Consider the following 18,525-nt stretch of genomic DNA (forward strand, 5'->3'; position numbering starts at 1 on the left):
CCGCGGGTGCGACGGCATGAGCGGGCCCGGCATCCAGCCGGGCCCGCGTCGTTTCGGGCGCTTGCCCGCCGGGCGAGCGGCGCGGCGGCGCGGCGGCGCGTCAACGCGGCAGCGGCGTTTTCAACGCGCGATGCTCGCCAACCACCGCGAACACGACGATCTGCGCGGGCTCGGTATCACTCGCGTTGCGCGACACGATGTGATGCGAGCCGGGCGGTTCGTACCACGCTTCGCCCGGCCCGTAGGTCCGCGGCGGCTCGCCCTCCAGTTGCGACACGACGCGGCCCTGCGTGACGAACGCGAAGATCGAGCCCGCGTGCGCGTGCGGACCGGACGCCGCGCCGGGCGCATACGCTACCGTCACGACCTGCGCGTCGTTGCCGGGTGCTTCGGCGAGCGGCTGCGTCAGCACCGGCCGCACTTGCCCCACGTCGCCGCGATGCGCGCTGCCCGGCGCGGCGAAGAGCGCAGCGGCGAGCGCCGCCGCACCAAACGCGGCGGATCGCGCGATGCCTGCGATTCGCGCGGAGGCCGCGATTCCTTTCCTGTCGGGCGCCATGCCTGACCTCACGCCGGCAGCTTGCGAAACGACACCGCGAAGCGGTTCCAACTGTTGATCGTCGCGACGGCGAGCGTCAGATCGACGAGTTCCGCATCGGTGAAATGCGGCCGCACCGCCTCCCAGACGGCGTCGGGCACGTGATCGCGCGCGACGAGCGTCACCGCCTCGGTCCATTCGAGCGCCGCGCGTTCGCGATCGGTGAAGAACGGCGCCTCGCGCCAGACGACGACCGTCGCGAGACGGCGGTCGGTTTCGCCGTGCTTGCGCGCGTCGCGCGTGTGCATGTCGACGCAGTACGCGCAGCCGTTGATCTGCGACGCGCGCAGGCGCACGAGCTCGATCAACGTCGGCTCCAGCCCGCTTTGCGCGATTCGCTCCTCGAGCGCGAGCATGGCGTTGAGCGCGTGCGGGTTCGCTTTGCGGTAGTCGAGACGGGTTTCCATGATGCGTTCCTCGGTATCGGGTGATCGTCGAATGCGCGAAGCCGCGCGACGCAGCCAGATTAGCGGCGCGAATGGCTATCCGGAATGACCAATTTCCGGAATTTTCAGGAGGCCGGGTTGCGGGGCGGCGAGTTCGCGTGCCCTGGGACACGCGCCCTCGAGTCCGAAAATCCGTGCGCCCGAAAGCCCGAAACTCACGCGCACCGACTCAACACGTCCGCGAGCCGCGCGAGCGCGACGTCGATCGCGGGCGCGTCGATGCCGCCGTAGCCGAACAGGATGCCGGCGTCGGGCGGACTATCCGCGTAGAACGCCGAGATGCCGTGCAGGTCGATGCCCGCTTCGCGAGCGGCGTCGAGCGTCGCGCGCTCGTCGATGCCCGCGGCGAGGCGCGCGCTCAGGTGAATGCCGGCCGCCGGAATCACGGGCCGCAGCCAGCGCGACAGCGCGCCGTGCAGATGCGCGGCGAGCAGCCGGCGGCGCGCGTCGTAGTGGCGGTGGATGCGCCGCAGATGGCGGGCGAACGCGCCGTCCGCGATGAACCGCGCGAGCGCCGTCTGGGTGAGCGTGCACGCGTGCCAGTCGGCGATCTGCTTCGCGTTGCGCAGCGCGAGGTTCAGCGAGTGCGGCGGCACCGCGTAGCCGATCCGCAGCTCCGGAAACAGCGTCTTCGAGAACGTGCCGACGTATGCGACGAGCCCCGCGCGATCGAGGCTCTTGAGCGGTTCGAGCGGCCGGCCCTCGAAGCGGAACTCGCAGTCGTAGTCGTCTTCGACGATCACCGCGCGCCGCCGCTGCGCCCATTCGAGCAGCGCGACGCGCCGCTCGAGGCTCATCGGCATGCCGAGCGGGAACTGATGCGACGGCGTCACGTAGACGAAGCGCGCGTCGTCCGGCAGTTGCGCGACGACGAGGCCGTGCGCATCGACGGGCACGCCGGCCACGCACGCGCCGAGCGCCGCGAACGCCGCGCGGGCGGGCGGATAGCCGGGCTCCTCGACGGCGACGACGTCGCCCGGGCGTATGAGCACGCGCGCGAGCAGGTCGAGCGCCTGCTGCGCGCCCTGCGTGACGATCACGTCCTGCCAGTCGCATGCGACCGCGCGGCTGAAGCCGGCGTAGCGCGCGATCGCGTCGCGCAGCTCGGGCTCGCCCGCCGGGTCGCGATAGTCGCCGCTGCTGCGCGCCTGCGCGCGCAACGCGTGCAGGACGCAGCGCCGCCAGTCGTCCCACGGAAAATGCGCCTTGTCGGTGACGCCGCCGCGGAAGTCGAACGCGAGCGGCGCGCGCGCCGGCGGCATCGACAGCCCGGCCGGCACGTCGGACCAGCCGTCGTGCGCGCGGGCGAGCGCATCGTCGCGGCGCTCGGCGCGGTAGCCGTCGCGCATCGCATCCGCGGGAGCGCCGTCGGCGTGCGCCGCGGGCACGCGTGTCGGGCCGTCGGCGACGAACGTGCCGCAGCCCGCGCGCGTCAGCAGAAAGCCCTCGCTCGCGAGGCGCTCGAACGCGTCGAGCGTCGTCTTGCGCGACACGCCGAGCTGGTGCGCGAGATCGCGCGTCGAAGGCAACCGCGCGCCGGCGGCGACGCGTCCGTCGACAATGGCCGCGCGCAGTTGCCGATAGATCTGGCCGGCGAGGTCTCGGCGATCGTGGAGGCTGATCTGAAGTTCCACGGCGTGGCCACCTGAACGAGCGATGAATTCGCCATTCTGGCATGCCGGCGCGGCCCATGCGGCGCGCATCGCCGGCGCGCGGCCGGTTCCGGTCCACGCGCGAATCGAGCTGTTTCGCGCCGTTTCGCGCCGTTTTGCGACTGCGCGCTCGGCGCGCTCGGCGCGGAACCGTTCGCCTGGCCGGCGAATGAAATTCAAAAATTTGAGGTGTTCCGTCAAATTCCTGGATTTCGCAATGAAAATCAATGGCTGTAATTGATGTTGAAATGAAATCGATGGATGAAATATTACCCGACCGATTATTTTCGATGCGGAATCGGCATAAATTCAATTTTGCGAAATTAACGAAAAAAATGCCTTTTGGCTTTTCTGCCGCCGCTGCCGGTATGCTAATCTGGCTGCGCTGGCAGTGGCGTTTCGTCTGTTTCGCGCGCATTGGATTCAAGCGGGCCGTCCATTGTTGAGCACCATGGCGACAAGCGTTTGAGTCATTTTCAACATGAAAATGATCGTGTCTTGAAGTGCGGATGTCCGGTTCGGCGGGAATGCGCCTTGCTATTGCCGCTCGATTCTCGCTGGAATTGTCTCGAAATCGATGGTCCCTTCCCATTCACACTGTGAGGTGATTGACATGCTTTATGACGACATCGTTTCCGCATTAGGCAAAGCCGTTAAAGATCCCGGTTATCGTTCCAAACTCCTGGCCGATCCGAACGGCACGCTGAAGGCCGAGGGCGCCGATCTCGGCAATTCGGTCACCACGCTCGAGTGGGTCGAGTCGACCAACTGCCTGAACGTCCACGTGGCCAACGGCGGCGCGAACTGGAGCGGCGCGGTGCTGCTCAAGATCGAGAAGTAAGGCCGCCGCCGCGGTCGCGGTGATCGCTCGCGAAGGGCGCGGCGCCGTTGCGGCGGGCCCTTCGCATTCCTTTCACGAGCCCATGTGAGTCCGCCCTTGATCTGGACGTTTCCAGCCCCGCTTTGCCTGTTCGTTCGCGCGACCATCCGGCGCGAGAAATACGCGGCGTTCAAGGAATTGGCGCGCCAGGTCGCGTTCGCGTATCGCCAGCACCCTGCGCGGCTCGAGTGGAGCGCGTACGCGACCGTCGCGGGGCCGTCGCTTGGCGTCTACATCATCGTTCCCCTCGATTCGCTCGGCGCGATGGACGACATGGCGTCGCTCGACAAGGTGATGGCCGATGTCTACGGCGACGAAGGCGCGATCCGGCTGGGCGAATTCCAGGATTGCGTGCTGGACATGAACACGTCGGTGCTCAACAGGATCGACCTCGGGCTCGCGCCCGTGCCGCCGCGCGACGCGCCGGCGGAGTATCTGTATTACCTGAACGTCAAGGTCGCCCCCGCGGCGGCCGGCCGGTTCGTCGACCGCGCGCGCGAGGCCGCCGCCGCGATGACGAGCGGCCCGTTCGCGCTCTACGGCACGTTCGCCGGCGCGACCCGCGTGCACGGCTTCGCGCTCGGCGAGCGCATCGCCGATCTCGAACTCGTTGCCCGCCTGCAGGGCCGCATCGCGTCGGGTTCGCCCGCCGACGACGGCGAGCGCATCTGGGCCGGCATTCACGACACGCTTCAGGAGACCGAGACGTCGATCCTTCGCCACATCGGCCACGACGTTCGCGACGACAGGCGCTGAATGCCGAGGCCGCCGATGAACACGGACAACCCTTGTCGGGCGGAACCGATCGCGATCGTCGGGATGGGCTGCGTCTTTCCGGGCGCCGTCGGGCCGGCGGCGTTTCTCGACCTGCTGCGCGCGGGCCGCGTCGCGGTGCGCGAACTGCCGCCCGAGCGCTGGGACGCGGCCGCGCTGCACGATCCGGACCCGGACGCGCCAGGCCGCGTCCTGACGCGCCGGGCCGCGACGATCGACGGCGCGGACCTCTTCGATCCCGATTTCTTCGGCCTGTCCCGGCGCGATGCGCGCGAAATGGACCCGCGTCAGCGGCTGATGCTGAAGACCGCCTGGTGGGCGCTGGAGGATGCCGGCATGCCCGGCTGGGGATTGGGCGGGCGATCCGTCGGCGTCTTTCTCGGCGCGAGCAACGGCGAATTCGGCGGCGCGCATGCGCAACTGTCGGCGATCGGCGCGTCGACCGCGGCGGGGCACGCGACGAGCGTGCTCGCCAATCGCCTCTCGTATCTGCTCGGCTTGACGGGGCCGAGCCTCGTCGTGGATACCGCATGCTCGTCGTCGCTCGTCGCGGTCCATCTGGCTTGCGCGGCGCTGCGCGCAGGCGAGTGCGAGCTGGCGATCGCGGGCGGCGTGTCGCTGATGTTGCGCCCCGATGCGTCCGTCGCGTTTTCCCGCGCGCGCATGCTCGCCGCCGACGGGCGATCCAAGCCGTTTTCCGCCTCCGCCGACGGATACGGTCGAGGCGAGGGCGCGGGCGCCGTCGTGCTCAAGCGCCTGTCGGACGCACGCCGGGACGGCGACCGGATCGTCGCGGTCGTGCTCGGCTCGGCCGTCAATCACAACGGTTCGTCGAACGGGATCACCGCGCCGAGCGCGCTCGCGCAGGAGGCGCTGATCCGGCGGGCGCTCGAGGCGGCCGGCGTCGCGCCGGAGCAGATCGACGTCGTCGAGGCGCACGGCACGGGCACGCTGCTCGGCGATCCGATCGAGGCGAAGGCGCTCGGCCGCGTGCTGGGCGCGGTCGTCGGGCGCGCGGCAGCGCTGCCCGTCGGCTCGGTCAAGGGCAACATCGGGCATCTGGAAGCCGCGGCGGGCGTGGCCGGGCTCATCAAGCTGGCGCTTGCGCTGCGGCATCGCGAAGTCCTCGCGAGCGCCGGATTCGACGCGCCGAATCCGCACATCGATTTCCATGCATGGAATCTCACGGTGCCGACCGCGCTCGCACCGCTGCCCGATCGCGGGCGGCCGCCGATCGGCGCGCTCAGCTCGTTCGGCTTCGGCGGCGCGAATTGCCATCTGATCGCCGCCGCGCCGCCGTCCGATTTGCTCGCCCCGCCTGATCCGCCCGCCCGGCATGCCGGCACGAAAACGGGCGATCCGTGGCTGCCGTTGCTCGTACTGTCGGCGGCGAGCGACGAAGCGCTGAACCGGCTCGCCGCGGCGACGGCCGAGCGCGTGCGCGGCGATCCGCCCGGCGCGTGGCGTCTCGCGCGAGCGTCGCACGCGGCGCGCAGCCCGCTGAAGCAGCGGCTCGCGGTGGTCGCGGCGGACGCGGGCGCATTGGCCGCCGCACTCGATCGTGCCGCCGCGGGCGGTCTGGAGGGCGTCGCCGCGAGAGGCGCCGCGCCGCGGCGCCGGCCGGCGCTCGCGTTTCTTTACGCCGGCCAGGGCGCGCAATTTCCCGGCATGGCGGCCGGCCTGCTCGACGGCGATACCGAATTGCGCCGAACGCTCGAGCAAGCGTGCGCGATCACCGGGTTGCCGATCATGGATTGGCTCGCGGCCGGCGACGAAACGATCGACCGCACCGACGTGACCCAGCCGCTGATGGTCGCGCTGCAGGTGGGCTTGACGCGCCAGTGGGCGGCCTGGGGCATCGAGCCCGACATCGTGATCGGCCATAGCCTCGGCGATTACGCGGGCGCGGTCGCCGCGGGCGCGCTGTCGTTCGACGCGGCGATGCGCGTGGCCGCGCTGCGCGGCCGGCTGGCGGCGACTTCGGCCCGGCCGGGCGGCATGGTCGCGGTCGCGGCCGCGCGCGATGCGGTGGCGCCGCACCTCGCGCCCGGCGCGGCGATCGCGGTCGACAACGGTCCCGCGCAACTGTCGGTCGCGGGCGACGCGCACGCGCTTGCGGAAACGGTGCGGCGGCTGGCGGCGGCCGGGATCGCCACGCGAGCGTTGCCCGTGTCGGCCGCGTTCCATTCGCCCGCGATGGAGCCGATGCTCGACGCGTTTCGCGCGGCGCTCGCCGACGTGGCGATGCAGCCGCTGCGCCTGCCGATGGTCTGTAACCGGACGGGCGCGGTCCTGCCGGCCGGCACGGTGCTGGACGCCGAATTCTGGGTGCGGCATCTGCGCGAGCCCGTGCGCTTCGCGGACGGCGTGCGCGCGCTCGCTACGGAGGGCATCGCGCTCGGGCTGGAGATCGGGCCGCAGGCGATGCTGAGCCGGCTCGCGCCGCTGTCCGCGCCGACGCTGAAGGTCGTGCCGTCGCTCGCGCGCGGGACGCGGGATCGCGACGCGCTGCTCGCCGCGGCGGGCGCGCTGTGGGTGGCGGGCGTGACGCCGGACTGGCGCGCGATCGACGGGCCCGGCCGCGTGCACGCCGAGCTGCCGCTCTATCCGTTCGACGACGCGCCGTTTCCGCTGCTCGCGGAAGGCACGGTCGTCGCGGGCGCGGCCGCGACGACGGGCGCCGTCGCGACGCGCGACGCGCAGGCCGAGCCGCCGCCGGTCGCGGCGGTCTTGCCGGCCACGGCGGCGCATGAGCGCGCGTGCGACATCGGCGCGAAGCTGCGCGACGCGATCGCGCAGGCGCTCGAAACGTCGCCGGACCGTATCGATCCGACGGTGCCGTTCATCGAGATGGGCGCGGACAGTCTCGTCCTGATGGCTGCGGCGAGGAAAATCGAGGCCGCGTTCGGCGTGCGCGTTCCAATGCGTGCGTTCTTCGACGAACTGTCGACGATGGATGCGCTCGCCGCGTATCTGGCCGCCGAGGCGCCGCAGCCGCCGGCGGAGCCGGGCGAGCCGGCGGGGGCCGCGAGTGCGTCGTCCGATGTGATCGCGCAGGTGGTGCGCGAGCAACTGGACCTGATGCGCCGGCAACTGGATCTGATCGAGGGCCGCCGCGGCGCGGGCGAGCGTGCGCTGCCGGACGGCGCGGCGCGGCGGCCTGTCGCCGAAATCGCGCGCGCGGGCGGCATGCGCGGTGCGATCCGCGCCGCGCATCCGACGCGTCGCGCGGATACGGCGCGCGACGCGCTGTCGCCCCGTCGGCAGGCGCACCTCGACAGACTGATCGGCGACTACACGCGCCGCACCGCGGGCTCCCGCGCGCTTGCCGCGCGCTATCGCGACGTGATGGCCGACAGCCGCGCGAGCGCTGGCTTTCGGCCGTCGATCAAGGCGATGCTGTATCCGATCGTCTGCCGCTCGGCGGCGGGCACGACGTTCGAGGACGTCGACGGCAACCGCTATCTCGACATCTCGATGGGCTTCGGCGTGCACCTGTTCGGGCATGCGCCCGACTTCGTCGCGCACGCGCTGCGCGAGAGCCTGTCGCGCGGGCTGCGGCTCGGCCCGCAATCGGACCGCGCCGGCAAGGCGGCGGCCGCCATCGCGCGGCTGTCCGGGCAGGACCGGGTCGCGTTCGTGAACTCGGGCACCGAAGCGGTGATGGTCGCGCTGCGGCTCGCCCGCACGGTCACCGGACGGGAGCGCGTCGTGATCTTCCGCGGCGCGTATCACGGCCATTTCGACGGCGTACTCGCGGACGCGGCCGACCCGGACGATCCCGCCGCAGGCGGCACGCCGGCCGTGCCCGGCGTCGCGCGCGGCGCGGTCGCCGACACGCTGGTGTTCGAATACGGCGACGAGGCGTGCCTCGACACGCTCGCCGCGCTGCTCGGGCAGGTGGCGGCCGTGCTCGTCGAGCCGGTGCAGAGCCGGCGGCCCGACCTGCAGCCGGCGGCGTTCTTGCGCCGCCTGCGCGCGCTGACCGAGCAGGCGGGCGCGCTGCTGATCTTCGACGAGCTGATCACCGGCTTCCGGATCGCGGCGGGCGGCGCGCAGGCGCACTTCGGCGTGAAGGCGGACCTGGTCGCGTACGGCAAGATCCTGGGCGGCGGCTTGCCGATCGGCGCGCTCGCCGGCCGCGCGGACGTGATGGCGGCCGTGGACGGCGGCGCGTGGCGCTATGGCGACGACAGCGCGCCCGTTGCCGAGACGACGCTGTTCGCGGGCACCTTCAACAAGAATCCGCTGTCGATCGACGCGTGCGTGGCCGTGCTGACGGAGATCGAGCGGCGAGGCGACGCGCTGTACGCGCAACTGAACGACCGGGCCGCGCGCCTGCATGCGCGCCTCGCGCAGGCGCTCGCCGGCACGCCGATCGGAATCGCGCGCTTCGGCTCCGTGTTCCGCTTCGTGTTCGAGCGCAATCTCGATCTGTTCTTCTATCACCTGCTGCTGCGCGGCATCTATGTGTGGGAGGGGCGAACCTGCTTCCTGTCGGCCGCGCATACCGAGGCCGACTGCGACCGGCTGGTGGCGGCGGTCTCCGACACCGTCGCCGCGCTGCGGGACGGCGGCATGCTCGACGAGCGCCACGGCGGCGCCGCGATCGGCGCGGCCGATGGGATCGACGCGGCCGGCACGGCTGTTGAGGCGGCGGGCGATGCCGGCGCGCTGCCGATGATTCGCGCGCAGCGCCAGCTCGCGGCGCTCGCGGAAATGGACCCGGCGGGCGCCGTCGCGTACGCGTTGCCGCTGCTGCTGGATCTGGACGGGCCGCTCGATGCGAACCGGCTGCGGGACGCCGTCGAGCGGGCGGCCGCGCGGCACGACGGCTTGTGGGCGGCGATGGACCCCGTGTCCGGCACGCTGCGCATGATGCCGCCGGGCCGGCTGGCGCTGGCGGCGCGAGCGATCGACGCGGCGGAGCTGGACGCCGAGGTGCGCCGGGGGATGGCCGTGCCGTTCGATCTGAAAACGCCCCCGTTGCTGCGGGCGACGCTGTTCGAGATCGCGGACGGCGCGCATGCGCTGCTGCTCGTCGGCCATCACGCGGCGCTCGACGGCTTTTCGCTGCAGGTGCTGGCCGCCGACATCGCGGCGTGCTACGGCGGCGCGCCGCTGCCGCATGCACCATCGCTGCGCCGCGTGCTTGCCTCGCACCGGGACGCCGAGCGCGACGGCCGCTGGGCGGCCGCGCGCGACTGGTGGCGCGCGCGGCTGCAGGACGCGCCGCTCGGGCTCGATCTCGACCTCGCCGCGCCGCGCCCGTCCGTGCGCGCGTTCCGGGGCGCGCGCGAGGTGCGGCGCGTCGATGCGCCGTTGGCCCGCGCGTTGCGCGCGCGCGCGGCCGCCGAGCGGACATCGCTGCTCGCCGTGCTGCTGACGGGCTTCGCATGGCTGCTCGCGCGGCACGGCGCGCTCGACGTCGTGATCGGCGTGCCGTACGCCGGGCGGGCGGCGGCGGGAGACGGCGCGGAGCGCGTCGTCGGTTATTGCGCGCATCTGCTGCCGATCCGGCTGCGCATCGACGCCGTCGACAGCGCGTGTGCGCTGCTCGCGCACACGCGCGCCGCCGTGACGGAGGCGCTTGAGCACGCCGACTATCCGTTCGCGCACATCGTCGACGATCTCGCGCTGAAGCGGGACCCGGCGCGTCCGCTGCTCGTGCCGGCGACGTTCAACCTCGACCGCGTGCCGCCGGCGCTCGATTTCGGCGAACGCGTCGCGGCGCGCCTGCGCTCGCCCGCCGTCGGCGCGGGCCGGTTCGATCTCGCGTGCAACGTGGCCGACGGCGGCGACGCGCTGATGGTCGAACTCGACCATGACGAAGCGCTGTTCGGCGACGGGCGCGCGCAGCGCCTCGCCGACGAGTATCTGCAACTGCTCGGCCGCATCGCGCAGGGCGGCGAGCAGCCGTTGCGCGACGGCGCCGAGCATGTCGCGCGCTGGGCCACCGTCGTCGCGGCCGGGCGCGCCGAGCCGCTCGCCGCGCGCTGGCGCCGGCACCTCGAGCGTGCGCCGCAGCACGTCGCGGTGGCGGTGGACGGCGACGCGCGCCTGACCCGCGCCGAGCTCGACCGCTGGTCCGACGCCGCCGCTGATGCGATCGACGGCGCGGGCGCGGCGCATGGGCCCGTCGCGCTCTTGCTGCCCCGGACCGAGGCGCTGCCCGTCGCGATGCTCGCGTGCTGGAAGGCCGCGCGCGCGTGGATGCCGATCGATCCCGCGACGCCCGCCGAACGAATCGCGGACATGATCCGCCGCGCGGGCTGCGCGCTCGTCTTGCGCGATGCGGCTGCGGACGCGGACCCGACGCTCGCGCACGGTTGCGCGACGCTCGATCTTCCGTCTCGCGCGCAGGCGACTCGCCGCGACGCGCGGCGCGCGTGGCCGGCGCCGAATCCCGAGGACGTCGCCTACGTGCTCTTCACGTCCGGTTCGACAGGCAGGCCGAAGCCGGTCGCCGTGCCGCATCGGGCGGTCGAATGGTATGTGCAGGGCCTGCTGAACCGGCTCGGATTGCCGCCCGGGCTCGCGTGCGGGCTGGTCTCGACCGTCGCGGCCGACCTCGGCCTGACGGCGACGCTGCCCGCGCTGTTCGACGGCGGCTGCCTGTGCGTGCAGTCGGACGCCGCGGCGCGCGATCCGCTGTTGCTCGCCGCCGTTCATCGCAAGCGCCCGGTCGATTTGCTGAAGATCGTGCCGTCGCATCTGGAGGCGCTGCTCGCCGGCGCGCCCGATCCGCAGCTGCTGCCGCGCCGCGTGCTCGTGCTGGGCGGCGAGCGGGCCCGGCCCGGCCTGTTGAGCCGGCTCGCCGAGTGCGCGCCGCCTGGGCTGCGCGTGATGAACCATTACGGGCCGACGGAGACGACCGTCGGCGTCGCGACGGGCGAGTGGACGCGCGGCGCCGGCGAGCTGCGGCTCGACGCGCCGCTCGCCGGCGCGGCGCTCGTCCTGCTGGACGCCGGCGGCCGGCCGGCGCCCGCCGGCGTGTGCGCGCAACTGCACGTCGGCGGCCCGCAGGTGGCGCTCGGCTATCCGGGCTGTCCGGACGAGACCGGCGCGCGCTTCCGGCCGCAGCCGTCGAGCGGCGTCGACGGGCCGCTCTATGCGACGGGCGACCTGGCCCGGCTGAACGCGGACGGCACGCTGACGATCGTCGGGCGGACCGACGACCAAACGAAGATCCGCGGATACCGGGTGGAGCCGGGCGAGGTCGCGGCGGCGCTCGAAGCGTTGCCCGGCGTGGTTTCGGCCGCGGTGGTCGCCGCCGATCATCCGGCGCGCGGCACGGTGCTGGTCGCCTACGTGGTGGGCGACGGCGCGCCAGGCGATCCGGCGTCGCTCGCCCGCGCGCTGCACGGCCGTTTGCCCGACTACATGGTGCCCGCGCAGGTCGTCCGGTGCGGCCGTCTGCCGCTGAGCGCCAACGGCAAGCTCGATCGCGGCGCACTGCCCGCGCCCGACTGGTCGGCGGGCGCGGCCGAAGCGCCGGTGTCCGCCTCGTGCGACGCCGACCGCGTTCAGGCGGCGCTCGTCGCGCTCTGGCGCGAACTGTTCGGCCGGGCCGACATCGGCGTGCACGACGAATTCTTCGCGCTCGGCGGCGACAGCATCCTCGGCATCCGGATGGTCGCGAGGCTGCATCGGGACGGATGGCGCCTGCAGGCGAGCGATCTCTATCGGCATCCGACGATCGCGGCGCTCGCGCCGTTGATCCGTCCCGTCGACACGCAAGCCGAGCAGGGCGTGCTGAGCGGGCCGGTGCCGCTGCTGCCCGCGCAACGGCGCTGGCTGGAGATCGGCGCGGGCTGGCGGGCGCACGCGAATCTGTCGCTGCTGCTGGAGCTCGACGTCGCGGTCACGCCGGATCGCGTGGCCGACGCGTTCGTTCGGCTGATGCATCAGCATGACGGGCTGCGCCTGCGCGCGAACGCCGGCGGCGGCGAGCCCGCGCAGATTTACGGTCCGGTCGCGCCGCCGCCGCTGCATCGCGTCGACGCCGCGCACGCGACGCCCGACGCGCTGACCAGGCTGCAGGCGCTCGCGGACCCGGCCGTCTCGCCGCTCGTGCTCGGCTGGCTGGACGGCGCGCCGCCGCGCCTGCTGATCGTCATGCATCACTGGATCGCGGACGCGGTGTCGTGCGCGATCCTGCTGGACGATCTCGCCCGGCTGCTGCGCGATCCCGGCGCGCCGCTCGGCCCGAAGACGCCTTCGCTGCGGCAATGGGCGCAGACGCTCGCCGAGCGGGCCGCGTCGCCGGATGCGCTCGCGCAGCTCGAATACTGGACGCTGAGCACGAGCCTGCCGCCGCCGGCGCTGCCGGTGAAGGCGGGCGGCGGCGGCGGAGCGCCGGCGTCGGCCGGGCTGACGCTGTCCGGGGACGAGACGCGCGAGGTCATCGCCGGCCCGGCCGCGCAGGCGGGCGCGGAAACGGAGGACTTGCTGCTCGCGGCGCTCACGCTCGCGCTCGGCGGCCGCACCGGCGAGCCGCTGCTGTACGTCGAGCTGGAGGGGCACGGACGCACGCCGCCGCACGGGCTGCCCGAGCCCGCGCGCACGATCGGCTGGCTCACGGCGCGCCATCCTGCGTGGTTCGATCTGACGGGCGTGCCGGAAGCCGCCGCGGCCGCAGCGGTGCGCGCGCAGCGCCTGTCGATTCCGAATCGCGGCGCGGACTACGGCGCGCTGCGCCATCTCGGCCCCGACGACGCGCGCAACGCACTGGCGGCGGGCCACCGGCCGGCCGTCAGCCTCAACTGGCTCGGCCAGTTGACGGGCATCGCGCACGCGCCGTTCCGGGTGATCTCGTGGCGGCCGGGCTGTCCGCTGCGCGGCGCGGAGCGTGCGGCCGATCTGCCGCAGCCGCACGCGCTCGCCGTCGAGGCGATGCTGATCGACGGATGCCTGCGGATCGAATTCATCTACGACGTCGCGCGCTTCGACGCCGCCGCGATCGACGCGCTCGCGGCCGACTGCGCGGCGTCGCTGCTGCGCCTGGCGCGCGAGTCCGCCGCGCCGCCCGCCGCCCCGGCGGCGTCCGCGCCGCCGCCCGATCCGCGCGGCGAGCTGGATGCGGACGATCTGGCCGCGCTGGCCGCGAACCGTTGAGCAACCGCTTTCGAGGACGAACGACATGCACGCTTCATCGACGCCCCTGAAGCTGGCCCGGCGCCAGACGATCAACGTGACGGCCGACAGCATGGTCCGGGCGCGGCCGCTGTTCGCCGACGGCGCGCTGCCGCTCGTCGTGGAGCCGGAGCTGGCGGGCGTGGACGCGGCCGCATGGATCGAGCGGCACGGCGACACACTGACCGCCTGGCTCGCGCGGCACGGCGCGATCCTGTTTCGCGGCTTCGGCATCGCGGACGAAGCGGCGTTTCACCGCGCGGTCGCGGCGACCGGCGTGCGCCTGATGAGCTACATCGAGAAGGCGACGCCGCGCGAGCATCTCGGGCAGCACATCTACACGTCGACGTATTTCCCGCAGGAATACCCGATCGCGCTGCACAACGAGCTGTCGTACGTGAAGGCGTGGCCCGGCCGGATCTTCTTCTGCTGCACGGTGCCGTCCGAGACGGGCGGCGCGACGCCGCTCGCGGACGTGCGCCGCGTGCTCGGGCGCATCGATCCCGCGGTGCGCGACGAATTCCGCCGCCGCGGCTGGCAGCTCTCGCGCTGTTTCGGCTCGGGAATGGGGCCGAGCTGGCGGCACGCGTATGCGGTCGAGACGGTCGACGAGCTCGAGCGCTATCTGCGCGCGATGGACGTGTCGTGGCAATGGCTGCCGAACGGCTGGCTGCGCACGCGCCAGATCCGGCCGGCGATCCACGCGCATCCGCGCACGGGCGACGCGCTGTGGTTCAACCACGTCGCGTTCTGGCACGGATCGAGCCTGCACGAGCCGGTGCGCCGCCGCTTCGAGGCGGACTTCGGCATCGAGAGCCTGCCGTACAACACCTGCTACGGCGACGGCGGGACGATCCCCGACGACGTCGCCGCGCACCTGCGCGACGCATACGCGTGCGAGACGGTGGCGTTCCCGTGGCAAAAGGGCGATTTCCTGATGGCGGACAACATGCTCGTCGCGCACGGCCGCGCGCCGTTCACCGGCGAGCGCCGCGTGCTCGCCGCGATGGGCGACGCGGTCGAGCTGGACGCGCGCGAGATGGCCGCGCTCAAGGAGCGCCTTGCATGAGCGCGACGAGCGAGACCGCGCTGAACGGCTTCCGGCTGTCGCCCGGGCAGCAGCGCTTATGGGCGCTGGCGGACGCGGGGTGGCTGCCGGCGGAGCAGCGGGTGGCGGCCCGTTTCGCATGGATGGCCGCGCCGCCGCCTCGCGCGGCGGTCGAGGCCGCGCTCAACGCGCTGATCGGCCGGCACGAGATTCTGCGCGCGCGCTTCCCGCGATTGCCGGAGATGCGCCTGCCGCTGCAGACCGCGCCGGGCGACGCGTGTCTGCGTCTGGACGACGGAAGCGAGCCGGGGGCGCACGCGCCGGCATTGCGCGCATCGATGGATGCGGCGGGCCTCGTGCTGTCGCTGCCGGCGCTGTGCGCCGATGGCCCGACGATGCTGCGCATCGGCGCCGCGCTCGCCGCGCGGCTCGCCGGCCGGGACGCGGATGCCGACGCGCCGCTGCAATTCTTCGATCTCGCTCAGTGGCAGCACGACCTGCTGGCGGAAGACGGCGCATGGCGCTGGCCGGAAGGGGCGCTGCAGTCCGTCGACGGGCCGTGGCCGGCCCTGCCGGCGCTGCGCGCGGGCCGTGCATCCGCGTATCGGCGCGCGCGCCACGCGTGTTCGCTGCCGGCGGACACGGGCGCGCGCGTCGGCGCGCTCTGCGCGCGACTCGGCGTGACGCCGGCCGATCTGCTGACCGCCGTCTGGGCTGTGCTGCTGCGCCGGCTGTCGGGCGGCGATGCGCAGCCGGTGGCGATCGTCGCCGACGGCCGCCCGTTCGACGAGCTCGCCGCGGCGCTCGGCCCGCTCGCCGCGCCCGTGCCGCTTTCGCTGTCGAGCGCGTTGTCCGCGCCCGACGGCACGTTCGCCAGCCTCGCGCGATCGGCGGCCGACGCGCGCGCGACGGCCGCCGATCTGCGTCACCATCTCGTCCCGCCGGACGACGGACGCTTTGCGCCGTTCCAGATCGAGGTGCTCACGGCGGCCGAGATGCCGGACGGCGCGCCGCTGCGCGTCGTCGACGTGACGGCGGCGGGCGAGCCGGCGTTGCTGAGGCTGTCGGTGCTCGTCGGGCCCGGCGGCGCGCTGCGCGCGGACATCGACTACCACGCGGGCGCGGTGCGCGACGACGGCGCGATCGCACGGCTGGCGGAGCAGTTCGCGACGCTGCTCGCCGCGGCGCTCGCGAACCCGGACACGGCATTCGACGAGCCGGACTTGCTGGGCGAGACGGAGCGGCGGCTCGTCACCACGGACTTTCAGGGCCCGCGTGTGGACCACGGCCGCTGGACGCCGGTGCATCTGGCGGTGGCGGCGGCGTCTGCCGCGACGCCGGATCGGCTCGCCGTGCAGGACGGCGCCACGCGCATGACGGCGGCGGCGCTCGAGCGCGAGGCCCGTGCGCTCGCGGCGCGGCTGACGGCGGCGGGCGTCGCGGCGGAGACGCCCGTCGCGCTGCATCTTCCGCGCGGCGCGGCGCTCGTGACGGCGATGCTCGCCGTGATGCGGGCGGGCGGCGTTTTTCTGCCGATGCCGCCGGAGCTGCCCGCCGCGCGCCGGCGCTACATGCTCGAGGACAGCGGCGCGCGGCTCGTGCTGACGCCGCCGGACGCCGCGGCCGATCTGCCGCAGGATCTCGCGCTTGTGTGCATCGATCCGGCCGGGCCCGGCGCGGGCGCGCACGTGCCCGCGCACGAGGCGTCGGAGCTGGTGGCGAGCGCCGCCGCCGATGCGGATGCCGGCGCGGGCGGCGACGCGGATCTGGGCGCGTGGCCCGTCCCGGCACCCGAGCAGGCTGCGTACGTGCTGTACACGTCGGGCTCGACGGGGCGGCCGAAAGGCGTCGTGGTGACGCACGGATCGCTCGCGAACCACATGGCGTGGATGACGCGCGCGTTCCCGCTCGGCGCGGACGATGCGGTGCTGCAAAAGACCGCCGCCGGATTCGACGCGTCGATCTGGGAGTTTTTCCTGCCGCTACTCTGCGGCGCGCGGCTCGTGATGGCGCCGCCCGGTCTCGAGCGCGACGTGCCGGCGCTCGTCGAAACGCTCGCGCGCGAGCGCATCACCGTGTTGCAGCTCGTGCCGAGCCTGCTGCGCGTGCTCGTCGACGAGCCGGCCTTCGCCGCGTGCGGCGCGCTGCGCCGCGTGTTCTGCGGCGGCGAGGCGCTGACGCCGGATCTCGTCCGGCGCTTCGCCGCCGTGCACCGCGCCGCGCTCGTCAACCTGTACGGCCCGACCGAGACGACGATCCAGGTCTGCGCGGAGCGGGTCGACGCCGCCGACGATCCCGTGCCGGTCGGCCGCCCGATCGACAATGTCCGGCTGTACGTCGTCGATTCGCGCGCCCGCCCGGTGTCTGTCGGCATGCGCGGGGAGATCCTGATCGGCGGCGCCGCGCCCGCGCGCGGCTATCTCCATCGTCCCGATCTGACCGCGGAGCGCTTTGTCGCCGATCCGGTCGATCCGCTCGCGCCGCGCGTCTATCGCAGCGGCGATCTGGGCGCGTGGCGCCACGACGGCCGGCTCGACTTTTTCGGCCGCGCCGACGATCAGGTGAAATTGCGCGGTTACCGGGTCGAGCTCGGCGAAGTGGAAGCGACGATCGCCCGGCATCCGGACGTCGCGAACGCGGCGGCGCGGGTCGACCTGGACGCGAACGGCATCGCGCGGCTCGTCTGCGCGTACGATTGCCGCGCCGGCCGCGGCGTGGAGCCCGCGCCGTTGCGCGAGTGGCTCGCGACGCAACTGCCGGACTACATGATTCCCGGCCAATGCCGGCGGCTCGACGCGCTGCCGCGCAACGCGAGCGGCAAGGTCGATCGCGCGGCGCTGGCGGGCGGCGTCGACGCCCCGCCCGACGGCGCCGCGCCGCGCGACCCGGTCGAGCTGCGGCTCGAACGCGTGTGGGAGGCCGTGCTCGACGTCCAGCCGGTGGGCGTCGATCGCACGTTCTTCGACCTCGGCGGGCATTCGCTGCTGGCCGTGCGGCTGATGGCGGAAGTCAAGCGCGAGTTCGATTGCGATCTGCCGCTCGCTTCGCTGTTCGACGCGCCGACCGTCGCCGCGCAGGCGGCGCTTATCCGGCGGCGCGCGCAAGCGCACCCGGTGGTGGTGCCCATCAATCGCGGCATCGACGGCGAACGCCCCGTCTTCCTCGTGCATCCGACGGGCGGCAACGTGCTTTGTTACCGCGATCTCGCGCGGCGGCTCGGCCCGAGCCGGCCGATCTACGCGCTGCAGGACCCGGGCCTCGACGGCGACGCCGATTACGGCAGCGTCGAGGAGCTGGCGGCGCTCCATATCGCGCACATGCGCCCGCTCGCGGGCGACGGCCCGTACTACCTCGCGGGCTGGTCGTCGGGCGGCGTCGTCGCGTTCGAGATCGCGCGCCAGTTGCTCGCGCAGCGGCAGGAGGTCGGGCTGCTCGCGCTGATCGACAGCGTCGCGTCGGACGGCGCCGATCCGGGCCCGCGCACCGACGCCGAGCTGATCGGCTCGGTCGGCCGGCTGCTCGCGTTCACGGCGGGAATCGACGCGCCGGATCTGTCGACGCTCGAACCGCCGGCCGCGATGGCGCGGCTGCGCGAGCTGGCCGTCGCGGCCGGCTCGCTGCCGCCCGATGCGCCGCCCGAGCGGATGCGCCGGCTCTTCGAGGTCTTTCGGCGCAACGCCGCCGCCGTGCGCCGCTACCGGCCCGGGCCGTATCCGCGCCGCGTGCTGCTGCTGCGCGCGACGCAGCCGCTGCCCGCGCCCGTGCGCGACGCGGCGGCGCGCCAGCGCAGCGATTCGCCGGAACTGGGCTGGGAGCGCGTCGCGGTGGTCAGCCGCCGAGACATCCCCGCGCATCACCTGTCGATCGTTCGCGAGCCGGCCGCGGCGCTCGTCGGCGCGCAGATCCGCGACGCGCTGCGCGCGGCGGACCGCATCGAGGCGATCGGCGAGCGGGTTTTCTTCACGCTGCTCGGACACTGATGGAGGCGAGCC

At 73.4% G+C, this 18,525-nt stretch carries 10 protein-coding genes; 7 read left to right on the top strand and 3 right to left on the bottom strand.

Annotated elements, in window-relative coordinates; translation table 11 throughout:
- Positions 1 to 100: 100 nt before the first annotated feature.
- From BTH_RS06180 to BTH_RS06190, 3 genes are all read right to left on the bottom strand, one after another.
- Entirely contained in the window at positions 101 to 571 is a 471-nt protein-coding gene (locus BTH_RS06180) for a cupin domain-containing protein (protein ID WP_025370263.1), read from the bottom strand.
- Positions 568 to 1,005 carry a carboxymuconolactone decarboxylase family protein gene (locus BTH_RS06185; RefSeq protein ID WP_009896781.1) on the bottom strand — a complete coding sequence of 146 codons (438 nt, stop codon included), beginning with the start codon at positions 1,003 to 1,005 and terminating at the stop codon, positions 568 to 570. Before BTH_RS06185 ends, BTH_RS06180 begins: the two co-directional genes overlap by 4 nt.
- Positions 1,006 to 1,199: 194 nt before the next feature.
- Positions 1,200 to 2,678 carry a PLP-dependent aminotransferase family protein gene (locus BTH_RS06190; RefSeq protein WP_025404184.1) on the bottom strand — a complete coding sequence of 493 codons (1,479 nt, stop codon included), beginning with the start codon at positions 2,676 to 2,678 and terminating at the stop codon, positions 1,200 to 1,202.
- A 22-nt stretch (positions 2,679 to 2,700) separates the two neighbouring features.
- On the opposite strand from BTH_RS06190, the gene BTH_RS33260 reads away from it, so the two are divergent.
- The 7 genes from BTH_RS33260 to BTH_RS06215 all read left to right on the top strand — a co-directional run bounded on the left by BTH_RS33260 (position 2,701) and on the right by BTH_RS06215 (position 18,513).
- On the top strand, positions 2,701 to 2,937 hold the full coding sequence (locus tag BTH_RS33260) for a hypothetical protein (RefSeq protein ID WP_127446364.1): 237 nt from the start codon (positions 2,701 to 2,703) through the stop codon (positions 2,935 to 2,937).
- A complete protein-coding gene (locus BTH_RS33265; RefSeq protein ID WP_127446365.1) occupies positions 2,924 to 3,142 on the top strand; it encodes a hypothetical protein in 219 nt (72 codons plus the stop codon). Before BTH_RS33260 ends, BTH_RS33265 begins: the two co-directional genes overlap by 14 nt.
- Positions 3,143 to 3,309: 167 nt before the next feature.
- On the top strand, positions 3,310 to 3,537 hold the full coding sequence (locus BTH_RS06195) for a hypothetical protein (protein ID WP_009896785.1): 228 nt from the start codon (positions 3,310 to 3,312) through the stop codon (positions 3,535 to 3,537).
- 96 nt (positions 3,538 to 3,633) lie between these two features.
- A complete protein-coding gene (locus BTH_RS06200) occupies positions 3,634 to 4,332 on the top strand; it encodes a hypothetical protein (RefSeq protein WP_009896787.1) in 699 nt (232 codons plus the stop codon).
- 15 nt (positions 4,333 to 4,347) lie between these two features.
- On the top strand, positions 4,348 to 13,467 hold the full coding sequence (locus BTH_RS06205) for a type I polyketide synthase (RefSeq protein ID WP_227739545.1): 9,120 nt from the start codon (positions 4,348 to 4,350) through the stop codon (positions 13,465 to 13,467).
- A gap of 25 nt (positions 13,468 to 13,492) precedes the next feature.
- The gene (locus BTH_RS06210) at positions 13,493 to 14,554 is read left to right on the top strand and encodes a TauD/TfdA family dioxygenase (protein WP_009896791.1); all 1,062 of its coding nucleotides are present in this window, start codon (positions 13,493 to 13,495) and stop codon (positions 14,552 to 14,554) included.
- Positions 14,551 to 18,513: a non-ribosomal peptide synthetase gene (locus tag BTH_RS06215; protein ID WP_009896793.1), complete on the top strand. Its 3,963-nt coding sequence runs from the start codon at positions 14,551 to 14,553 to the stop codon at positions 18,511 to 18,513. Before BTH_RS06210 ends, BTH_RS06215 begins: the two co-directional genes overlap by 4 nt.
- Positions 18,514 to 18,525: the final 12 nt, after the last annotated feature.

Origin of the sequence: Burkholderia thailandensis E264 (genome assembly GCF_000012365.1) — a bacterium.
Taxonomy (GTDB): Bacteria; Pseudomonadota; Gammaproteobacteria; order Burkholderiales; family Burkholderiaceae; genus Burkholderia; species Burkholderia thailandensis.

Excerpts from the sequence above, each read along its gene's own strand:
- BTH_RS06210 (WP_009896791.1), top strand. The coding sequence starts at position 13,493 with ATGCACGCTTCATCGACGCCCCTGAAGCTGGCCCGGCGCCAGACGATC.
- BTH_RS33260 (WP_127446364.1), top strand. The coding sequence starts at position 2,701 with ATGAATTCGCCATTCTGGCATGCCGGCGCGGCCCATGCGGCGCGCATC.
- BTH_RS06205 (WP_227739545.1), top strand. The coding sequence starts at position 4,348 with ATGAACACGGACAACCCTTGTCGGGCGGAACCGATCGCGATCGTCGGG.
- BTH_RS06195 (WP_009896785.1), top strand. The coding sequence starts at position 3,310 with ATGCTTTATGACGACATCGTTTCCGCATTAGGCAAAGCCGTTAAAGAT.
- BTH_RS33265 (WP_127446365.1), top strand. The coding sequence starts at position 2,924 with ATGGCTGTAATTGATGTTGAAATGAAATCGATGGATGAAATATTACCC.
- BTH_RS06215 (WP_009896793.1), top strand. The coding sequence starts at position 14,551 with ATGAGCGCGACGAGCGAGACCGCGCTGAACGGCTTCCGGCTGTCGCCC.
- BTH_RS06185 (WP_009896781.1), bottom strand. The coding sequence starts at position 1,005 with ATGGAAACCCGTCTCGACTACCGCAAAGCGAACCCGCACGCGCTCAAC.